Annotated in this window: 14 protein-coding genes; 7 read left to right on the top strand and 7 right to left on the bottom strand. The window is 54.4% G+C overall.

Annotated features, from left to right (window positions below; translation table 11 throughout):
- Positions 1-13 precede the first annotated feature (13 nt).
- Positions 14-850 carry a copper resistance protein NlpE N-terminal domain-containing protein gene (locus A9165_RS01480; protein WP_065954667.1) on the top strand — a complete coding sequence of 279 codons (837 nt, stop codon included), beginning with the start codon at positions 14-16 and terminating at the stop codon, positions 848-850.
- Here A9165_RS01480 and A9165_RS01475 read toward each other — a convergent pair whose 3' ends face one another.
- From A9165_RS01475 to A9165_RS01460, 4 genes are read right to left on the bottom strand one after another with little or no spacing between them, the layout of a single operon-like run.
- Positions 851-2017 (bottom strand): exo-beta-N-acetylmuramidase NamZ domain-containing protein, encoded by a 1167-nt coding sequence (locus A9165_RS01475; RefSeq protein ID WP_065954666.1) that lies wholly within the window; start codon positions 2015-2017, stop codon positions 851-853.
- Complete coding sequence (gene murQ, locus A9165_RS01470) at positions 2014-2934, bottom strand: N-acetylmuramic acid 6-phosphate etherase (protein ID WP_008950953.1); 921 nt, start codon at positions 2932-2934, stop codon at positions 2014-2016. Before murQ ends, A9165_RS01475 begins: the two co-directional genes overlap by 4 nt.
- Complete coding sequence (locus tag A9165_RS01465; protein WP_008950954.1) at positions 2934-3803, bottom strand: BadF/BadG/BcrA/BcrD ATPase family protein; 870 nt, start codon at positions 3801-3803, stop codon at positions 2934-2936. Before A9165_RS01465 ends, murQ begins: the two co-directional genes overlap by 1 nt.
- Positions 3804-3814: 11 nt before the next feature.
- Positions 3815-5410: a sodium:solute symporter gene (locus A9165_RS01460; protein ID WP_008950955.1), complete on the bottom strand. Its 1596-nt coding sequence runs from the start codon at positions 5408-5410 to the stop codon at positions 3815-3817.
- Between the two features lie 171 nt (positions 5411-5581).
- Here A9165_RS01460 and A9165_RS01455 point away from each other — a divergent pair, with 171 nt between their 5' ends.
- A complete protein-coding gene (locus tag A9165_RS01455; protein ID WP_065954665.1) occupies positions 5582-7450 on the top strand; it encodes a glycoside hydrolase family 3 protein in 1869 nt (622 codons plus the stop codon).
- A 1-nt stretch (position 7451) separates the two neighbouring features.
- Positions 7452-8636 carry an acyltransferase family protein gene (locus A9165_RS01450; protein ID WP_065954664.1) on the top strand — a complete coding sequence of 395 codons (1185 nt, stop codon included), beginning with the start codon at positions 7452-7454 and terminating at the stop codon, positions 8634-8636.
- Between the two features lie 3 nt (positions 8637-8639).
- On the opposite strand, the gene A9165_RS01445 is transcribed toward A9165_RS01450, so the two are convergent.
- From A9165_RS01445 to A9165_RS01435, 3 genes are all read right to left on the bottom strand, one after another.
- On the bottom strand, positions 8640-9287 hold the full coding sequence (locus A9165_RS01445; RefSeq protein WP_008950958.1) for a cold shock and DUF1294 domain-containing protein: 648 nt from the start codon (positions 9285-9287) through the stop codon (positions 8640-8642).
- Positions 9288-9342: 55 nt separating this feature from the next.
- Complete coding sequence (gene nadC, locus A9165_RS01440; protein ID WP_083216206.1) at positions 9343-10224, bottom strand: carboxylating nicotinate-nucleotide diphosphorylase; 882 nt, start codon at positions 10222-10224, stop codon at positions 9343-9345.
- Between the two features lie 89 nt (positions 10225-10313).
- Positions 10314-10832: a TIGR02281 family clan AA aspartic protease gene (locus A9165_RS01435; RefSeq protein WP_065954663.1), complete on the bottom strand. Its 519-nt coding sequence runs from the start codon at positions 10830-10832 to the stop codon at positions 10314-10316.
- Between the two features lie 68 nt (positions 10833-10900).
- On the opposite strand from A9165_RS01435, the gene ampD reads away from it, so the two are divergent.
- The 4 genes from ampD to aceE all read left to right on the top strand — a co-directional run bounded on the left by ampD (position 10901) and on the right by aceE (position 16336).
- Entirely contained in the window at positions 10901-11458 is a 558-nt protein-coding gene (gene ampD, locus A9165_RS01430) for a 1,6-anhydro-N-acetylmuramyl-L-alanine amidase AmpD (protein ID WP_008950961.1), read from the top strand.
- On the top strand, positions 11455-12513 hold the full coding sequence (gene ampE, locus A9165_RS01425; RefSeq protein WP_065954662.1) for a regulatory signaling modulator protein AmpE: 1059 nt from the start codon (positions 11455-11457) through the stop codon (positions 12511-12513). Before ampD ends, ampE begins: the two co-directional genes overlap by 4 nt.
- Before the next feature lie 349 nt (positions 12514-12862).
- Positions 12863-13621 (top strand): pyruvate dehydrogenase complex transcriptional repressor PdhR, encoded by a 759-nt coding sequence (pdhR, locus tag A9165_RS01420; RefSeq protein ID WP_008609336.1) that lies wholly within the window; start codon positions 12863-12865, stop codon positions 13619-13621.
- A 48-nt stretch (positions 13622-13669) separates the two neighbouring features.
- Positions 13670-16336, top strand: coding sequence for a pyruvate dehydrogenase (acetyl-transferring), homodimeric type (aceE, locus tag A9165_RS01415; protein WP_065954661.1), 2667 nt, complete (start codon positions 13670-13672; stop codon positions 16334-16336).
- Positions 16337-16342 lie beyond the last annotated feature (6 nt).

The raw sequence follows: 16342 nt of genomic DNA, 5'->3' as shown, positions 1-16342 counted from the left end.
AAAGGAACTTACTATGCGCAAACCATACCTGTATTTACCACTGTTACTTGCCAGCAGCCTGGTACTTCTGACGGCCTGTTCACCTGAGCCGGTCAACACCGCCCCGCAACCGGGAGCCGGCAGCATGCAACTGAGCAGTAATAGCCGTGACTCGCTGGACTGGGCCGGCAGCTATCAGGGGATCTTACCCTGCGCCAGTTGTGAAGGGATTAAAACCACGCTGACGCTAAGCGCCGATGGTCAATTCCAGCTGCAAAGTATTTATCTTGGTGAAGAGCCGGATAATGAATTTAACGAAACGGGGCGTTTTAGCTGGGATACCAGTGGCGGCAAAATCCGGCTGGAGAGCGAAAGTCAGGAAAATCGCTGGTTTCGGGTTGAAGAAAATGCGGTGCGGCAGTTGGATCAGCAGGGTGAGCTGATTACTGGCGACCTGGCCGAGCATTATCGTTTGGCTAAGGTCGCGACAGAGGTGGCAGCGGTGACGGCCGGTGAAGCCGTGCAGCCAGATTTGCTTGACCGCGATTGGCAACTGACAGAGCTGCAGGGGCAGGCAGTGGCTGCCGATAGTGGCGCCTTTATCCATTTTACGGCCGATGGCAAAGTCTGGGGCCGCTCTGGTTGTAACCGCTTTAGTGGCAGTTGGCAGGGGTCAGCCTATCGGATCCAAGTGGGGCAGCTTGCCGGTACTATGATGGCCTGTGCCGAAGATAAAATGGCACTGGAGCAGGCGTTTTTAGCGCAGCTGGCGCTGGCAGATAATTATTCGCTGGCAAATGGCGAGCTGAGCCTGAACAAAGCCCGGATGGCGCCGCTGGCACGCTTTAGCTTAACAGCGGCGGCGGAATAATCATTCCGGATACAGCAAATATGGCTGGCGTTGCAGCCTGAACTGCTGCAACGCACTTTGCCAGCTATCACGGATCTGTGGTTCACTGTCACCACGTTCAATTTGTAACCGCAACTGATCGGTGCCGGCCAACTTATCCATAAAGTCCGGTGCCGTGAACATCACTTTGGCGTAGCTGGCAAACAACTGTTGCCAGCGCATCAGATAGCTCAGGGTTAAGCCGTCTGTGCTGACCTGACGCAGATCTTCACCATAGACTTTTTTATCTTTTAACGGCGGATTTAATGCTGCACCCGGCGTGCTTACCGGTACAAAGCTAAATTCGTCGCTGGCAAACTGATCATAACCCAGCACCTGAAACGGAAAGGGGGTACCGCGCCCGACCGACAGGGGTGTGGCTTCAAAAAAGCCCAGCGAAGGGTAGAGCCGGACCGCCTGGGCATTGGGTAAATTCGGGCTGGGTGGGATTGGTAATTCGTATGGCAGATCGCGCTGATAGTTTGCATTTGGGATCACCGTTAACTGCAGCTTTTCCGCATTGGCAATCCACTGCTCACCTTTGATCATCAGTGCCAGCTCGCCAACCGTCATGCCATGTAACAGCGGGATCGGGTGCATGCCAACAAAGGACTGAAATTTCAAATCCAGCACCGGGCCGTCCAGATAAGCACCATTCGGGTTTGGCCGATCCAGGATCAGCATCGCAACCCCGGCAGCGGCGGCAGCCTCCATCATATAGTGCATTGAGCTGATGTAGGTGTAATAGCGCACCCCGACATCCTGAATATCAAAGATCACCAGGTCCAGTTGCTGCAGTAAACTCAGATCCGGTTTTTTACTGGCGCCATACATCGACCAGATCGGCAGGCCGGTGCGGGGATCGCGGCTATCACCGACACGGGCGCCGGCGTCGTAATCGCCGCGAAAACCATGTTCAGGTGCAAAGATGCCGACCACCTGCACTTGTTGCTGTAACAGGAAATCGACCAGATGCTGTTCGCCGACTCTGGAGGTTTGATTAACCAGTAAGCCCACTTTTTTACCGGCCAGCAGCGGCAAATAGCGCTCCGGTTGCTCGGCACCGGTGCGAATGGCTGCACTGTCAGCCAGCGCCGGCTGGCCACTACATAGCACTAACCATAACAGGACCAATAGCAGCTGTTTCATTGCAGCGCCTCCAGAGCTTTACGCACAAAACCTCCCTCTGCCAGCAGTTGTGCCCGACAGGCCTCGACCGGCTGGCCGCTGAGTAAATGCAATATCGCCAGCTTAGCACTCTGTTCACAACGCGCCAGTGCCTGCTCGGCAGTTGGCTGATCGCAGTCGGTGGCCTGCATCACAATGCGCACGGCGCGCGCCACCAGTTTTTGATTACTGGCGTGCAGATCAACCATCAAATTCTGATAGACCTTGCCGCTTAACACCATAGCAGCGGTGCTGAGCATATTTAAAATCATTTTCTGGGCGCTGCCGGCTTTCATCCGGGTAGAGCCGGTCACCACTTCCGGGCCGACTTCGGCACAGATCGCGATATCAGCGGCAGCCAGAATAGGCGCACCGGCATTGCAGCTGATGGCAACGGTTACCGCACCACAGCGGCGGGCGTAGGCCAGGCCGCCCATCACATAAGGTGTGCGGCCACTGGCTGCGATACCAACCAGAATATCCTGCGGCTGAAAGCTGATCTGCTGCAGATCCTGCTCCGCCAGTTGCGGATTATCTTCGGCACCTTCGACCGCTTTATAAATGGCATTGGCGCCACCGGCGATCAGGCCAATGACCTGGGAGTCTGGCACGCTGTAGGTCGGCGGACATTCAACGGCATCCAGAATGCCGAGCCGGCCGCTGGTGCCGGCCCCCAGATAAATCAACCGGCCACCTTTGGCAAAGGCCTGCACTATCTGTTCTACCGCCTGAGCGATCTGCGGTAGTGCCGGTGTAATGCTGTTGGCTACTTGTTGATCCGCCTGATTAATCAGTTGAACCAGCTGCAGGCTACTGAGCTGATCCAGGTTCCGACTTGCGGCATTGCGGGCTTCTGTGCTCATTGTGGCTAATTGGGCAAGCAAGGTACTGGTACTCATCAGGCCTCCGAAGGTGCAGTTGCTAAGGCTTGTGCCAGCACCAGGCCGCCGGTCAGGGCATCGCCGCTGGCGGCGTGTAACCGCTGTTGTAATAAGGGTGACAGCTGCGCCGTGCAGGCGGTTGCCAGCCCGCCCAGCAACACCAGGGGCAAGTCCTGGCCAGCCAGGCAACATAATGCCAGCTGATTAATGGCATCGGCCTGACGGGCCTGCAGGCGTTGGGCTGCCGGCTCACTGGCATATTGGTATACCAGCGGCGCCAGGGCAGCAAAGTCACTGGCCGTCGCTTGTTTCAGCCAGGGCAGCAGGCTGGCAGCATCTTTGCCGCAGCGCGCGGCTACTGCCGAGAACAGCGGAGTGAACGGCTTTTGCCAATCCAGTTGCCATAACAGTTCCCGCACCAATTCCCGGCCCAGCCAGGCGCCGCCGCCTTCGTCACCGATATTAAAACCCCAGCCACCTACCTGCAGTTCAGTGCCATCGGCTTCTAAGCGCATCGCCACTGAACCGGTACCGATAGCGACCACCGCTACAGGCTTGCCCTGATTAGCGCCATACAATGAGGTACGGGCATCGGTGGTGAGCTGCCATCTGGCAAAGGGTAAGGCCAGTTGTTGACTAAAGGCTTTATGCAGTGCCGGATTGCCGGCACCGGCCAGACCAATTACCGCCGTGATCGCGGCCGGGCTGATGCCGGCCTGACGACACAGATCCTGCACCAGTGAGCGCACATTTATCAGCGCTTGTTGTAAATCATTGGTCAACTGAGCCGGGCCACTGACGGCTTGCCAGCGTTGACCACTAACTACAGCTTGCAGCACACCGGCTGTTTTGGTACCACCGCCATCGATGGCCAGAAGATACGACATACAGATTCCTCTTAACGGGAGGTTGTCAGCGCATCCGCCGCCACTTTGGCGGGCGAACCACTGACACAAACTAAAAAGGCGACCAGACTACCGAGGCAGAGTTGCCAGGTAAAGCCGAGATCCAGCGCAGCCAGCGTTGGGCTGATTTGCTGCAACACATAAGGTTGTAGCAACAAGGTCACGCCAAAGCCGGTTAGCAGCGCCGCAGTTACCGAACGGCTATTGCCGCGACGGGTAAAGAGCGCAGTAAAGAACACGCCAAGTAAACCGCTGTAGGAAAACACCATCACGCTTAACGCAAAGGCCAGCAGCGGCATATCGGAATATTGCTGCCAGTAGTAACACAGCACCGCCATCAGCGACAGCGCCAGGGCGGTGAGCAACATTGCCAGCTGCCCGGCCCGCACCAGATGCCGCTCACTGCCAGCGCTTTGCTGTGCAACGCCCGTACTTTGCCGTTTGCGCCACCAGGGGGCATAAAGATCCGCCACCAGTACCGAGGCCATGGAGTTTAAGCCCGAGGTAATGGTCGACAGTGCTGCCGCTATCACGCCCACTACGACCAGACCGCGCAGGCCGGAGGGCAGTTCGTTCAGCACATAGTACATAAAGACCGTAACCTTCTCGCCCTGAAAGCTGTCGGCTAACAGGGCGCTGCCCTGATGCAGATCGGCGCGCTGATAAAAGATATACAGCAAAAAGCCAATTAAGATAAAGACCAGCATCACCGGGATCACCAGCAAGGCGGAAGAGAGCAGCGCCTTAGCACCTTGCTGCGGGGTTTTGCAGGTTAGCACCCGCTGCGTCATATCCTGATCCAGACCAAAGGCGGCAATATTCAGCAGCACAAAGCCGGTCAGTGCCGACCAGATATTAAAGACGCCACTACTGCTAAAATCGACCGAAAAATCCAACAGCAATAATTTCGAACCGTCCTGCTCCAGCGGATGACGCAGGGCCTCCAGTAATACCGGCCAGGGCAGGCTTAAACTGCTGTACAGATATACCAGCACCACCAGCGCAGCAGTAACATAGACCAAACATTGCAGCGCATCGGTATAGATCACCGAGCGGATACCACCCGCCATGGTACACAGCAGGCCAATGCCAGCCAGCAGCGCCACCGAGATCATTACACCACTGGCGTCGATATGGTTAAATAGCAGCATAGAGACCGCCAGCGCCGCCATAAATAAGCGGGCACCGCTGGCAAAGACCCGGCCGAATAAGTACATCTGACCGGCATGACTTTTGGCACTGGCACTAAAGCGCTGTTCCAGCAATTCATAGACGGTAGTGACTTTCAGGGCGTAATAACGCGGGATCAGAAAGCGCATCACAAAGAACGCTGCCAGCACGGCGCCGATATTCGAGGCCAGATAACTCAGGTTGCCGCGAAAGCCCAGATCCGGGCCGCCCAGAAAGGTCGCGGCAGATTGTGAGGTCGCCAGCACTGAAATGGCCACCAGGGCGGCAGGCATGGTGTTGGCACCCAGAAAGTAATCGCTGCTATTTTGCGCCCGCTTTTGATTAACCCACCAGGCAAGCAGGGCGAGCACAAAAAAATAGCTGCAAAAGACCAGCCAATCTACTAAGGTGAGCTGCATAAGCGGCAAGTCCGTGGTTTTACCGGGCCCCGTCGGCTGAGGGGCAGTTTTTTAAGCAGCAGTAAAGCATAACTGCTAAGCGATGAACAGTGTAAACTATTCGTGTTTGCGAAAAATTCATGAATAAATTATGTTGGACGGCGTTCAACTTTCTACACAGGGAGCATAACTGTGGCGGTAGTAAGCAAAGCTGGCTTAGGTAAATGGCTGGGGAGTGTAATGATGATCTGTAGTCTTGGCGCCAGTAGTCTGACAGAGGCCGCTGCCAAACAAAAAACGCCGCCAGTGCGGCAGATGCTGGGCCAGAAATTAATGCTGGATCTGCGTTATTATTGCGAGCAGCCGGTGGCGCCCGGAGCCTGTCGCACCCCGCTAACCCAGTTACCGCCAGCGCTGGCAGAGTTGATTACGCAACATCATATCGGCGGGGTGATCCTGTTTGCTGAGAATCTGCAGGATCCGGAGCAAATCGTTAAACTGAATCTGGAATTACAGCAGGCTGCCGCCAAAGCCGGCGTTTTGCCGTTATTTATTGGGATTGATCAGGAAGGGGGCCGGGTAGCCCGCTTACCACGGCAACAATCCACCTCCTTTAGCGGCAATATGGCAATAGGCGCAACCTTTGCCCAGCACGGCAACCGCTTTGCCACTGAGGTGGGGCAAATCCTAGCCACAGAATTGCTGAGCCTGGGCATTAACGTTAACTTTGCGCCCACTGTTGATGTCAACGTGAATCCACAGAACCCGGTAATTAATGTGCGCTCCTTTGGTGAAGAGCCGCATAAGGTCGCGGTACTGGGCAGCGCCATGACCAAAGCCATGCAGCAAAAAGGCTTGCTGGTATCACTGAAACATTTCCCCGGCCACGGCGATACCCATGTTGATAGTCATCTCGGTTTGCCGCGGGTCGATCACAGTAAAGAGCAGATCGCCCGCGTCGACTTACTGCCTTTTGCCCAGATTATCAAAGAAGCTGCGCCGGCGATGATTATGACCGCGCATATTCAGTTCCCGGCGCTGGATAGCAGTACCTTTAGCAGCAAAAACGGCGAACAGATGGTCAAGCCGGCAACCTTGTCGCGCAGCATCCTGACCGGCGTACTGCGCGAACAGCTGAATTATCAGGGCCTGATTGTGACCGATGCACTGGATATGGCCGGGATCAGCCATTTCTTTACTGTGCCACAGGCGGTGATTGAAACCTTCGCTGCCGGGGCGGATATTGCCCTGATGCCGGTAAAGCTGCAAAGCCCGGCGGAGCTGGCCAATCTGGCGGCGTTACTGGACGAGCTGGAGGCGGCGGTACAAAGCGGCAAGTTGTCGCAGCGCGAACTGTACGCCTCCTATCAGCGGATAGTCGCTACCAAGCAGCCGCTGCAAAGCCAGGCCAGGCCGGATGCCCGTTTGGCCCGCACTGTGTTGGCTAATCCGTTACACCGGGCCAGTGAACTGGCATTGGCGCGGGCCGCCGTGACCGTGGTGAAAGGCGAATCCAGCCTGCCGCTGAATTTAACCAACAAAACCACAGTGCTGCTGATGCCGGATCTGAGCAAGGGCACCTTGCTGAAAAATTACCTTAAGCAGCTCGCTCCCAATGCCGGTAACATTGAGCTGATTAGTCTGCAACGACTAAATTTGGATCAGGCGAAGCAGCAAATTGCCGCCGCCGATCAGGTGATTGCCGGTTTTATCTCGCCAATGCAATCTTTAGCAGAAATTGGTGGTATGGATGATTTATCCGGCATTCGCAATCTGGGCGAGGCTTATCAACAACAGCAGCAGTATTTTTTACAACTGCTGCAGTACGGTGCGGCGCTGAAGAAACCGCAAACCTTTGTCAGTCTGCGCTCGCCTTATGAGATCAGCCTGTATGCTCCCTATGCAGAGCGGACACTGGCAACCTACGCCTATCACGGCTGGCAGGATGAAAAAGGTAACTGGGTTAGCCCGGTGTATCAGGCATTAGCCGAGGTGTTATTAGGTCAGAGTAAAGCAACCGGCCGCTTACCGGTGACGCTGGTGACGCAACCGGAAAACTGAGATGCTATTGCAACACTGTCAGCAGATCTTAGCCAAACAACCGGCCAACCGCATGCTGGCGCTGGATGCGCTGCGCGGGCTGGCGATCCTGGCGATGATACTGGTGAATAATCCGGGCAGCTGGCAGTATGTCTACCCGCCGTTATTACATGCCGAGTGGCATGGTTGGACGCCCACCGATCTGATTTTCCCGGCTTTTCTGGTGATGGTGGGGATGGCGATCCCCTACAGCCTGGCAGGCCGGCAGATGCTACCCAAAGCGGAGCTGATCCGCCAGGGTGCCATTCGCGCTTTGAAGCTGTATCTGCTGGGGCTGTTTCTGGTGCTGTTTTACTATAATTTCCGTGACCCCAATTACAGCTACCTGCAACAGAAACTGCTGACAGTGCGCTGGTCCGGTGTACTACAACGCATTGGTATCGTGTATTTCTGTACCTTATTGATTGTGCTGTACAGCGGTACCCGTGGCCGTGTGCTGTGGTTAAGCGGGTTATGCCTGTTTTATTTTTTGCTGATGCAGTTTGTGCCCTACCGCGATAACTACGGCCATACCTTTGTTGGCTTGTGGGAGCATGGCAATAATCTGGCGGCCTGGCTTGATCATCATTTGCTGGGCCCAAACCATGTGTTCTTTCGTAGCGCCACCCCCTTTGCCTTCGATCCTGAGGGCATTCTGAGCACCCTGCCGGCCATCGCCAGCTGTTTAAGCGGGGTACTGATGGCGCAGCTGCTACAGAGTAAGGCGGAGCTGGCATTTAAGCTGCGGGTATTATTTTTAGCGGGTTTAGCGGCAATCTGGGTTGCTGAGCTGGCACATCCGGCCTTGCCGATTAATAAGATGTTGTGGACGCCAACCTTTGTGCTGCTTAGTAGCGGTTTCACTGCGTTAATGCTGGCGCTGTTTCTGTGGTTAACGGAAATGAAGCGCTACCGGCTCTGGACGGCGCCGCTGCTGGTATTTGGTGTTAATGCCATTTTATTCTTTATGCTGGCCGGGGTGGCGGCGCGGGTGTTATCGATGGTACCAGTTGCCGGCACCACGCTGGGAAACTGGCTGTACCGCAGTGCTTTCCAGCCACTGTTTGGTGACTATAACGGCTCGTTAGCTTACGCCATCTGCTTTTTGCTGTTGTCTTATATCGGTATGCTTTATTGCTATCGTCGCGGCTGGATTTTTAAGGTGTAGCAGCTAACTGAATAAGGCCAGCCGGCTTAAAAACTGCTGGCCGTGTTGCGACATCAGCCATAACAGTAACAGGCAGTTACCCAGTACCACTAACCAGAACTCCCGTTGAAACAAAGCTTTACTGCGCTTATGCGCCAGTTTTTTCTGCGCCACCAGAGCGCCGGGCCAGCCGCCAATCAGACTAAACATTTGCAGACTTTCTTCCGGCAGGCGTTGGGTTTGCCGGGCCACAGCGGCATTTTTATCGGCCTGATACAACCAGTAGGTAAAGAGGCTGGCTTCCAGATATAAGATAGGTAACAGGTAGGGCAGGGTACCGAATAGCAGCGCAATAATCACCAGCATCAAAAAGGCGGCGCGAAAATACAGTGCCACATCCTGGGTATAATCCAAATCAACGCTGCTAAGCCGTGGTAAAGGGTGTTGCCGGGCCGCCGGGTTGGCGCTTAGGATCTTCAGCTGAGTGGCAATAGGCCGGCCCTGTTTATCGGTGCCAATACTAAACTGTAGCTCATCGCCTTCGGCCGGGCGGCTTTTACTGTCGGTAAAATCCCGGATATGAAAAAACAGCTTCTGCTCAGTTTGCTGACACAGCAAAAAGCCGAAGCCCTTTTTATCCTGCCAGAATACGACCTTACCCGTCAGCTGCATCTGCTACACTCCCGGTGCACCCAAGGTTTAAGTGTAGCAGAGCGTTGGTACATATTTAGCCTCTTTGCTGTAAGCGCATCGATAAATCGATGGCCTGGACATGCTTGGTCAGGGCGCCACTGGAGATAAAATCGACGCCGGTCGCCGCCAGTTCACTAAGCCGCTCACTGGTAATATTGCCCGATACTTCCAGCTTAGCCCGGCCCTGATTTAGCAGTACCGCCTGACGGATCTCCGGCGTAGCGAAGTTATCCAGCATAATAATATCGGCGCCGGCAGTCAGTGCCTGTTTCAGCTCGTCCAGGTTTTCCACTTCCACCTCGACCGGCTTGCCGGGAAAGTTTTGCCGCGCCTGCTGCACCGCCTGACTGATTGAGCCGGCCGCTGCGATATGATTTTCTTTAATTAAAAAGGCGTCAAACAGGCCAAAACGATGATTCAGGCCACCGCCACAGCTAACGGCATATTTCTGGGCAAAGCGCAAGCCGGGCAGGGTTTTACGGGTATCCAGCAGCCGGGTGTTGCTGCCTTCCAGGTAGCGCACATAATGAGCGGTGGTGGTAGCTGTGCCGCTTAATAGTTGCAGAAAATTCAGTGCGGTACGCTCACCGGTGAGCAGCGCTCTTGCCGGTCCTTGCAGGGTACAGATCACACTATTCGCGCTTAAGCGATCGCCATCAGTGGCGTGCCACTGAATACTGACCTGATTACCCAGCTGCAGAAAGACTTCATTAACAAAGCCGCTGCCGCACAGCACACAGTCTTCGCGGGTAATAATGGTTGCCACCGCCTGCTGGCTGGCCGGGATCAGAGAAGCGGTAATATCGCCAAGTTCAGCGTTTTGCTGGCCAAGATCTTCAGCCAGGGCAGCCGCAACAGCGCGGCGCAGCTCATCGGCTAACAAAGGATGCTGAAAAGGGGTAACAGGGTTACTCATGGTTTAGGTCACTATCCGGTTTAGAAAAGGGTATACAACGCCGAAGCTGAATGCGACTTGAACAATCTGACTTGAGCAATGCGACGCGGCTACAAACGTTGGATCAGCGTTAACTGATTTCCTTGCTGGCGAAATTCTAACTGTTTTAGGGCACTCATACCTAACAAAATCTCAGTGCCGCCTAAATTTGGCACTATGCTGGCCGGTACCTGATACAGCACAATATCGCCCAGCTGCAGCTCGGCGATTTCACTGCGCCAGGCGTTACTGATGCCATTGGCAGTGGCGACCCGAATTGGCTGGCCCTTTTGCATGCCGAGTAAGGCCGCACTGCGCTCTGAGACCGCGACTGTGGTGGCGCCGGTATCCAGTAAAAACTCGGCGCGCTGACCGTTAATCAGCGCTACGCCGAGATAATGGCCAGCCCGATTGCGGGTTAGCTGGGTAATAATTTCGCCATTACCGCGGCTGCTTTGCAGTTGCTGATTCGGGTTTTGCTGCTTGCCCAGATAATCCTGAAAGAACCAGAACAGCACGACAACCAGCACTATCCAGGCCAGGATATGAAAGATCCGACCAAAGGAAGAACTGACTTCAGGTGCTTGCATAAAAGATCCCCAGCATCGACAATAGGCTTACAGTGTACTAAGACCAGAGCGCTACGGCAAAATTCCCGATGATTGCAGCCAAGCCACCGCTGATCCTTCGCCCCAGTGCGCATTTTGATGAGCGCCCTGATCCCACCGATATCAGTTTACTGGTGATCCACAATATCAGTTTACCCGCCGGTGAATTTGCGGCCCGCCCGGAGCAGAGTTATGTTGATGCGCTATTTTGCGGCCAGCTGGATTGCAGCGCGCATCCGAGTTTTAGTGACTTAGCCAACCTCAGAGTCGCGGCGCATTGTGTGATCTGGCGCGATGGTCAGATCTTCCAGTATGTGCCGTTTGAAAAACGCGCCTGGCATGCCGGTGTCAGCCAGTTTGCTGGTCGCGAACGCTGTAATGACTTTTCGATCGGTATTGAGTTAGAGGGCACCGACAATATACCCTATACTGAACAACAATATAGCAGCTTGCTTCAGCTAAGCCGTTATTTGTTGGCGCAGTACCCTGCCATCACCGCGGAGCGGATTGTTGGCCATTGCGATATCGCGCCCGGTCGCAAAACTGACCCCGGCCCGGCTTTTGATTGGGCCCGCTATAAAACGGCGCTAAAGGAGAACAAGGCATGACCCTGATAAGTATGTTACTGGCATTAATTATTGAGCGACTAGCGGTGCGTAGTGACGCCTGGCAAGCCCGCCCTTATTGTCAGGCCTATCTGAAACTGACCGCTGGTTCCGGCCTGAAACAACTGGCTGAGCATCAATATGGCCGTTACCTGTGGATCCTGCTGCCCGGCCTGCTGGTGGCCGTATTACTGCATCTGCTGGATAACCGCCTGCTGACATTAGTAGTGAATACACTGGTACTGCTGGTGGGGATTGGTTGCTGGCATTACCGGCAGTTGTATAAACAGTATTTAAATGCGCAGGAGCGCGGCGATGCCGAGGCGGCGCACCTGGCCATGCAGCAGATCAGTCAGGATAGCCGCAGCACGGTAGACAGCAGTCAGGGGCTAACCCTGGTTTGGTTAAACTTCCGCTATTATGCCGCTGTGGTGTTCTGGTTCTTAATTCTGGGCGCCTTTGGGGTCATTACCTATGCCTTGCTCCGGCATCTGAATGAACAAACCGCAACCGAACAAGCGGCAGCGGCTAAGGTGGTAGACGAGCATAGCGATCCGCTGGCAGAAAGTGAAACTGCTGCGGGCTACAGTGCGGATTACAGCCAAGCTGACTACAGCACTGCCGATGACATTAGCGATGACATTAGTGCTGAGAACAGTGGCGCCGATAACAGTGCTGAGCCGGTCACTATGGATGCTGCCATCGACAGCGATACCGAGAGCCTGAGTGCTGAGCCAGTGTCAGCGCCTGCCGCCCGGGATGCACTTAACTGCATGCTGCATTGGGCGGACTGGTTCCCGGCACGGTTATTTGGTTTGGGTTTTGCGCTGGTGGGGCATTTCTCCCGCGCCTCGAATGCCTTGCTCGGTTACTTTTTGGATTTTACCGCCAGCAACGAGCAGGTGGTAAAGGATGTGGCGCGCGCCGCTGAACCCTTACCGGAAGAAGTCGTTAACGGTATTGAAGATACCAGCAGCATGGTACAACTGGCCAAACGCAATATGCTGTTCTTCCTGGCCTTTACCGCGATCTTAACGCTGAGCGGCTGGCTCGGTTAATTTGGCGGGTTTACTGTAGCTCCTCAGTGTTATCTCTTGCTTAAGGCGCCGTTTGGCGCCTTTTTTATTGCCGCTGGCGTAAAGAACTGCATTGGTTAGCAGCAGTCAGTAGATAAGTATTCATTATAATTGGTCAGACCAATTTATTTCAGTATTGAAACATTCGCCAATTCCTGAGTAATTACTCTAACAAAATCGCGCTTGCCAGCCCCGAAAAATTCTGCTTTATTTACAAGCTGTGCAGAAAATGCTAGCCTGCTGCCCAAATTCATGAAATTGGTAAGACCAATTTACCTGGGCAAAATGGCCACTAGCCTGATATGCAAATTAAGGATCTCTGCCACCCATTATGGCTGATTTAAAAATTAAGCCTGCCAAATTATCCGACCAGATAGTGGCGCAGCTGGAACATTTACTGCTGGAGGGCAGCTTTAAGCCTGGCCAGAAGCTACCTTCGGAGCGCGAGCTGGCTGAGCGCTTTGCGGTATCGCGTCCATCGCTGCGGGAAGCTATCCAAAAGCTGGAAGCCAAGGGCTTAGTCAACCGGCGCCAGGGCGGTGGCACTTACGTTTGCGACAATATGGTCAAACAGCTGACTGATCCGCTGTTTATGCTACTGGCGCAATATCCGGACTCGCAGTTCGACTTTCTGGAATTTCGCCACGCGCTGGAAGGTATTTGCGCCTATTATGCGGCGCTTCGCGGCACTGAAGCCGATCATAAAAAGATTAAAGCCTCGTATGAGGATATCTGCCTGCAGCAGCAGTTGCAGGACAGTGATGCCGAAGCCAAAGCCGTGACCCAGTTTTACCTGGCGGTGGCGGAAGCGTCACACAATATCGTGTTGTTACATTTGGTCAGAAGCCTGACGCCGCTGACCGAACAGAATATCCGCTTAAACTTAGCCGCCTTGCAACAGCGTGACGGCTACGCCGACAAATTAAATGAGCATCGGCGCCGGTTAATGCAGGCGGTAATTAGCAGGGAGCCCGAACTGGCCCGTCAGGCCAGTAACGGGCATTTAGCTTATATAGAAGAAGCTTTGCTGGAAGTGAGCAAAGAGCGCTCCCGTATTGAGCGCTCGTTGCGACGGTCGCAGCAGGCATAATTATTTTTGCAGCACGCCTTAGCGTGATTAACCAAAGGAAACCTCGATATGTCTGAAGTCAGTAAGGTTGACATCGACGCTCTGGAAACCAAAGAGTGGCTGGAAGCGTTGGAGTCGGTGGTGCGTACCGAAGGGGTAGAGCGGGCGCAGTTTTTGCTGGAGCAGGTACTGGAGCAGGCCCGGCTGGAAGGCGTCGATATGCCGACCGGTGTCACCACCAACTACATCAATACTATTCCACCGCAACAAGAGCCGGCCTATCCGGGCGATGTGAACCTGGAGCGGCGTATTCGCTCGGTGATCCGCTGGAACGCCATTATGATCGTGCTGCGTGGTTCGAAAAAAGATTTGGAACTGGGTGGCCATATGGCGTCGTTCCAGTCTTCTGCCGCCTTCTATGAAACCTGCTTTAACCACTTCTTCCGCGCGCCGAACGAAAAAGACGGCGGCGATCTGGTGTACTATCAGGGTCATATTTCACCGGGTATCTATGCCCGTGCCTTTGTTGAAGGCCGTTTAACTGCAGAGCAGCTGGATAACTTCCGTCAGGAAGTGGATGGCAAGGGCCTGTCGAGCTACCCGCACCCGAAACTGATGCCGGAATTCTGGCAATTCCCGACCGTATCGATGGGTTTAGGCCCAATTACCGCCATTTATCAGGCGCGTTTCTTAAAGTACTTAAATGGCCGTGGTTTAAAAGACACCAGCGCGCAGCGCGTTTATGCCTTCCTCGGTGACGGTGAGATGGACGAGCCGGAATCACGCGGCGCCATTTCGTTTGCTGCCCGTGAAAAACTGGGCAACCTGTGCTTCCTGGTCAACTGTAACCTGCAGCGCCTGGATGGCCCGGTAATGGGTAACGGTAAGATTATCCAGGAGCTGGAAGGGTTATTCCGCGGCGCCGGCTGGAACGTGATCAAAGTGGTGTGGGGCCGTGGTTGGGACAAGCTGCTGGCCAAGGATACCACCGGTAAGTTACTGCAGCTGATGAATGAAACCGTAGACGGTGACTACCAGACTTATAAAGCCAAAGATGGCGCCTATGTGCGCGAGCACTTCTTTGGCCGTTACCCGGAAACGGCGGCACTGGTTGCCGACATGACTGACGAAGAGATCTTCGCCTTAAAACGCGGCGGTCATGAACCCTCGAAGCTGTTTGCGGCCTTTAAAGCAGCCCAGGCCTGTACCGATAAGCCAACGGTTATTCTGGCGAAAACCGTTAAAGGTTACGGGATGGGTGACGCCGCCGAAGGTAAGAACATTGCGCACCAGGTCAAGAAAATGGACCTGACGCATGTTAAACAGCTGCGTACCCGCCTGGGTTTAGAAGACTATATCAGCGAAGAGCAGGTTGCCGATTTACCTTATATCAAGCTGCCGGAAGGCTCGCCGGAACTGCAATACCTGCATGATCGCCGTAAAGCCTTACATGGCTACACGCCAGTGCGCTTGCCGAAGTTCAGCGAAACCCTGACGCTGCCAGAGCTGCCAGCCTTTAATTCACTGTTGGAAGAGCAAAAGCGCGAAATCTCCACTACGCTGGCTTATGTGCGGGCACTGAATATCCTGCTAAAAGATCAGCATATTGGTCAGCGCATCGTGCCAATTATTGCCGACGAAGCCCGTACCTTTGGTATGGAAGGCTTATTCCGTCAGATCGGTATCTATAACCCGCATGGTCAGAACTATACGCCGGAAGACCGCTCGGTGGTGTCTTACTACAAAGAAGATACCGCGGGTCAGGTACTGCAAGAAGGTATTAACGAACTGGGTGCGATGTCGTCCTGGGTAGCGGCGGCGACGTCTTACAGCACCAATGATCTGCCGATGATCCCTTTCTATATCTACTATTCGATGTTCGGCTTCCAGCGGGTTGGCGATATGGCCTGGCTGGCCGGTGATCAGCAGGCGCGTGGTTTCCTGCTAGGTGCCACTGCCGGTCGTACTACGCTAAACGGTGAAGGCTTACAGCACGAAGATGGTCACAGCCATATTCTGGCCGGCACAGTACCGAACTGTATTTCTTATGATCCGACCTATGCTTACGAGCTGGCGGTGATTCTGCAAGACGGTATCCGTCGCATGTATGGTCCGGAGCAGGAAAATATCTATTACTACATTACCGTAATGAACGAAAGCTACCATCATCCGGCCATGCCAAAAGGCGCCGAAGAGGGCATCCGCAAGGGTATCTACAAGCTGGAGTCGTACAACGGTGGTCGCGGTAAGGTGCAGTTACTGGGTTCAGGTACCATCCTGAACGAAGTGCGTAAAGCAGCCGACATTCTGAGTAAAGACTACGATGTTGCCTCAGATGTTTACTCTGTGACTTCCTTTAACGAGCTGGCGCGCGATGGTCAGGATTGCGAGCGTTTCAATATGCTGCATCCGGAAGCGGCCGAGAAGGTGCCATTTGTGGCGCAGGTGCTGAACAAAGCGCCGGCGATTGCCGCCACCGACTATATGAAAAACTACGCCGAACAGATCCGTGCCTTTATCCCGGCCAATAGCTACAAGGTACTGGGTACCGACGGTTACGGTCGCTCGGATAGCCGCGAAAACCTGCGTCGCCATTTTGAAGTTAACGCCGGCTATATCGTGGTAGCAGCGCTGAACGAACTGGCGAAGCAAGGCGAGCTGAAAAAAGCGGTAGTGGCCGAAGCGATTAAGAAGTTTGGCATTGACGCCGACAAAACCAACCCGCTGTACGCATAAGAGGAT

Origin of the sequence: Alishewanella sp. HH-ZS, from assembly GCF_001704375.1 — a bacterium.
In the GTDB taxonomy this organism is placed as follows: Bacteria; Pseudomonadota; Gammaproteobacteria; order Enterobacterales; family Alteromonadaceae; genus Alishewanella; species Alishewanella aestuarii.
The sequence above is the reverse complement of the archived record's forward strand: the minus strand, read 5'-3'. Positions and strand labels throughout refer to the sequence as shown.

Bases quoted from the DNA above. Each gene is read 5' to 3' on its own strand.
- A9165_RS01480 (WP_065954667.1), top strand. From the start codon at position 14: ATGCGCAAACCATACCTGTATTTACCACTGTTACTTGCCAGCAGCCTG.
- A9165_RS01475 (WP_065954666.1), bottom strand. From the start codon at position 2,017: ATGAAACAGCTGCTATTGGTCCTGTTATGGTTAGTGCTATGTAGTGGC.
- murQ (WP_008950953.1), bottom strand. From the start codon at position 2,934: ATGAGTACCAGTACCTTGCTTGCCCAATTAGCCACAATGAGCACAGAA.
- A9165_RS01465 (WP_008950954.1), bottom strand. From the start codon at position 3,803: ATGTCGTATCTTCTGGCCATCGATGGCGGTGGTACCAAAACAGCCGGT.
- A9165_RS01460 (WP_008950955.1), bottom strand. From the start codon at position 5,410: ATGCAGCTCACCTTAGTAGATTGGCTGGTCTTTTGCAGCTATTTTTTT.
- A9165_RS01450 (WP_065954664.1), top strand. From the start codon at position 7,452: ATGCTATTGCAACACTGTCAGCAGATCTTAGCCAAACAACCGGCCAAC.
- A9165_RS01445 (WP_008950958.1), bottom strand. From the start codon at position 9,287: ATGCAGCTGACGGGTAAGGTCGTATTCTGGCAGGATAAAAAGGGCTTC.
- nadC (WP_083216206.1), bottom strand. From the start codon at position 10,224: ATGAGTAACCCTGTTACCCCTTTTCAGCATCCTTTGTTAGCCGATGAG.
- A9165_RS01435 (WP_065954663.1), bottom strand. From the start codon at position 10,832: ATGCAAGCACCTGAAGTCAGTTCTTCCTTTGGTCGGATCTTTCATATC.
- ampD (WP_008950961.1), top strand. From the start codon at position 10,901: ATGATTGCAGCCAAGCCACCGCTGATCCTTCGCCCCAGTGCGCATTTT.
- ampE (WP_065954662.1), top strand. From the start codon at position 11,455: ATGACCCTGATAAGTATGTTACTGGCATTAATTATTGAGCGACTAGCG.
- pdhR (WP_008609336.1), top strand. From the start codon at position 12,863: ATGGCTGATTTAAAAATTAAGCCTGCCAAATTATCCGACCAGATAGTG.
- aceE (WP_065954661.1), top strand. From the start codon at position 13,670: ATGTCTGAAGTCAGTAAGGTTGACATCGACGCTCTGGAAACCAAAGAG.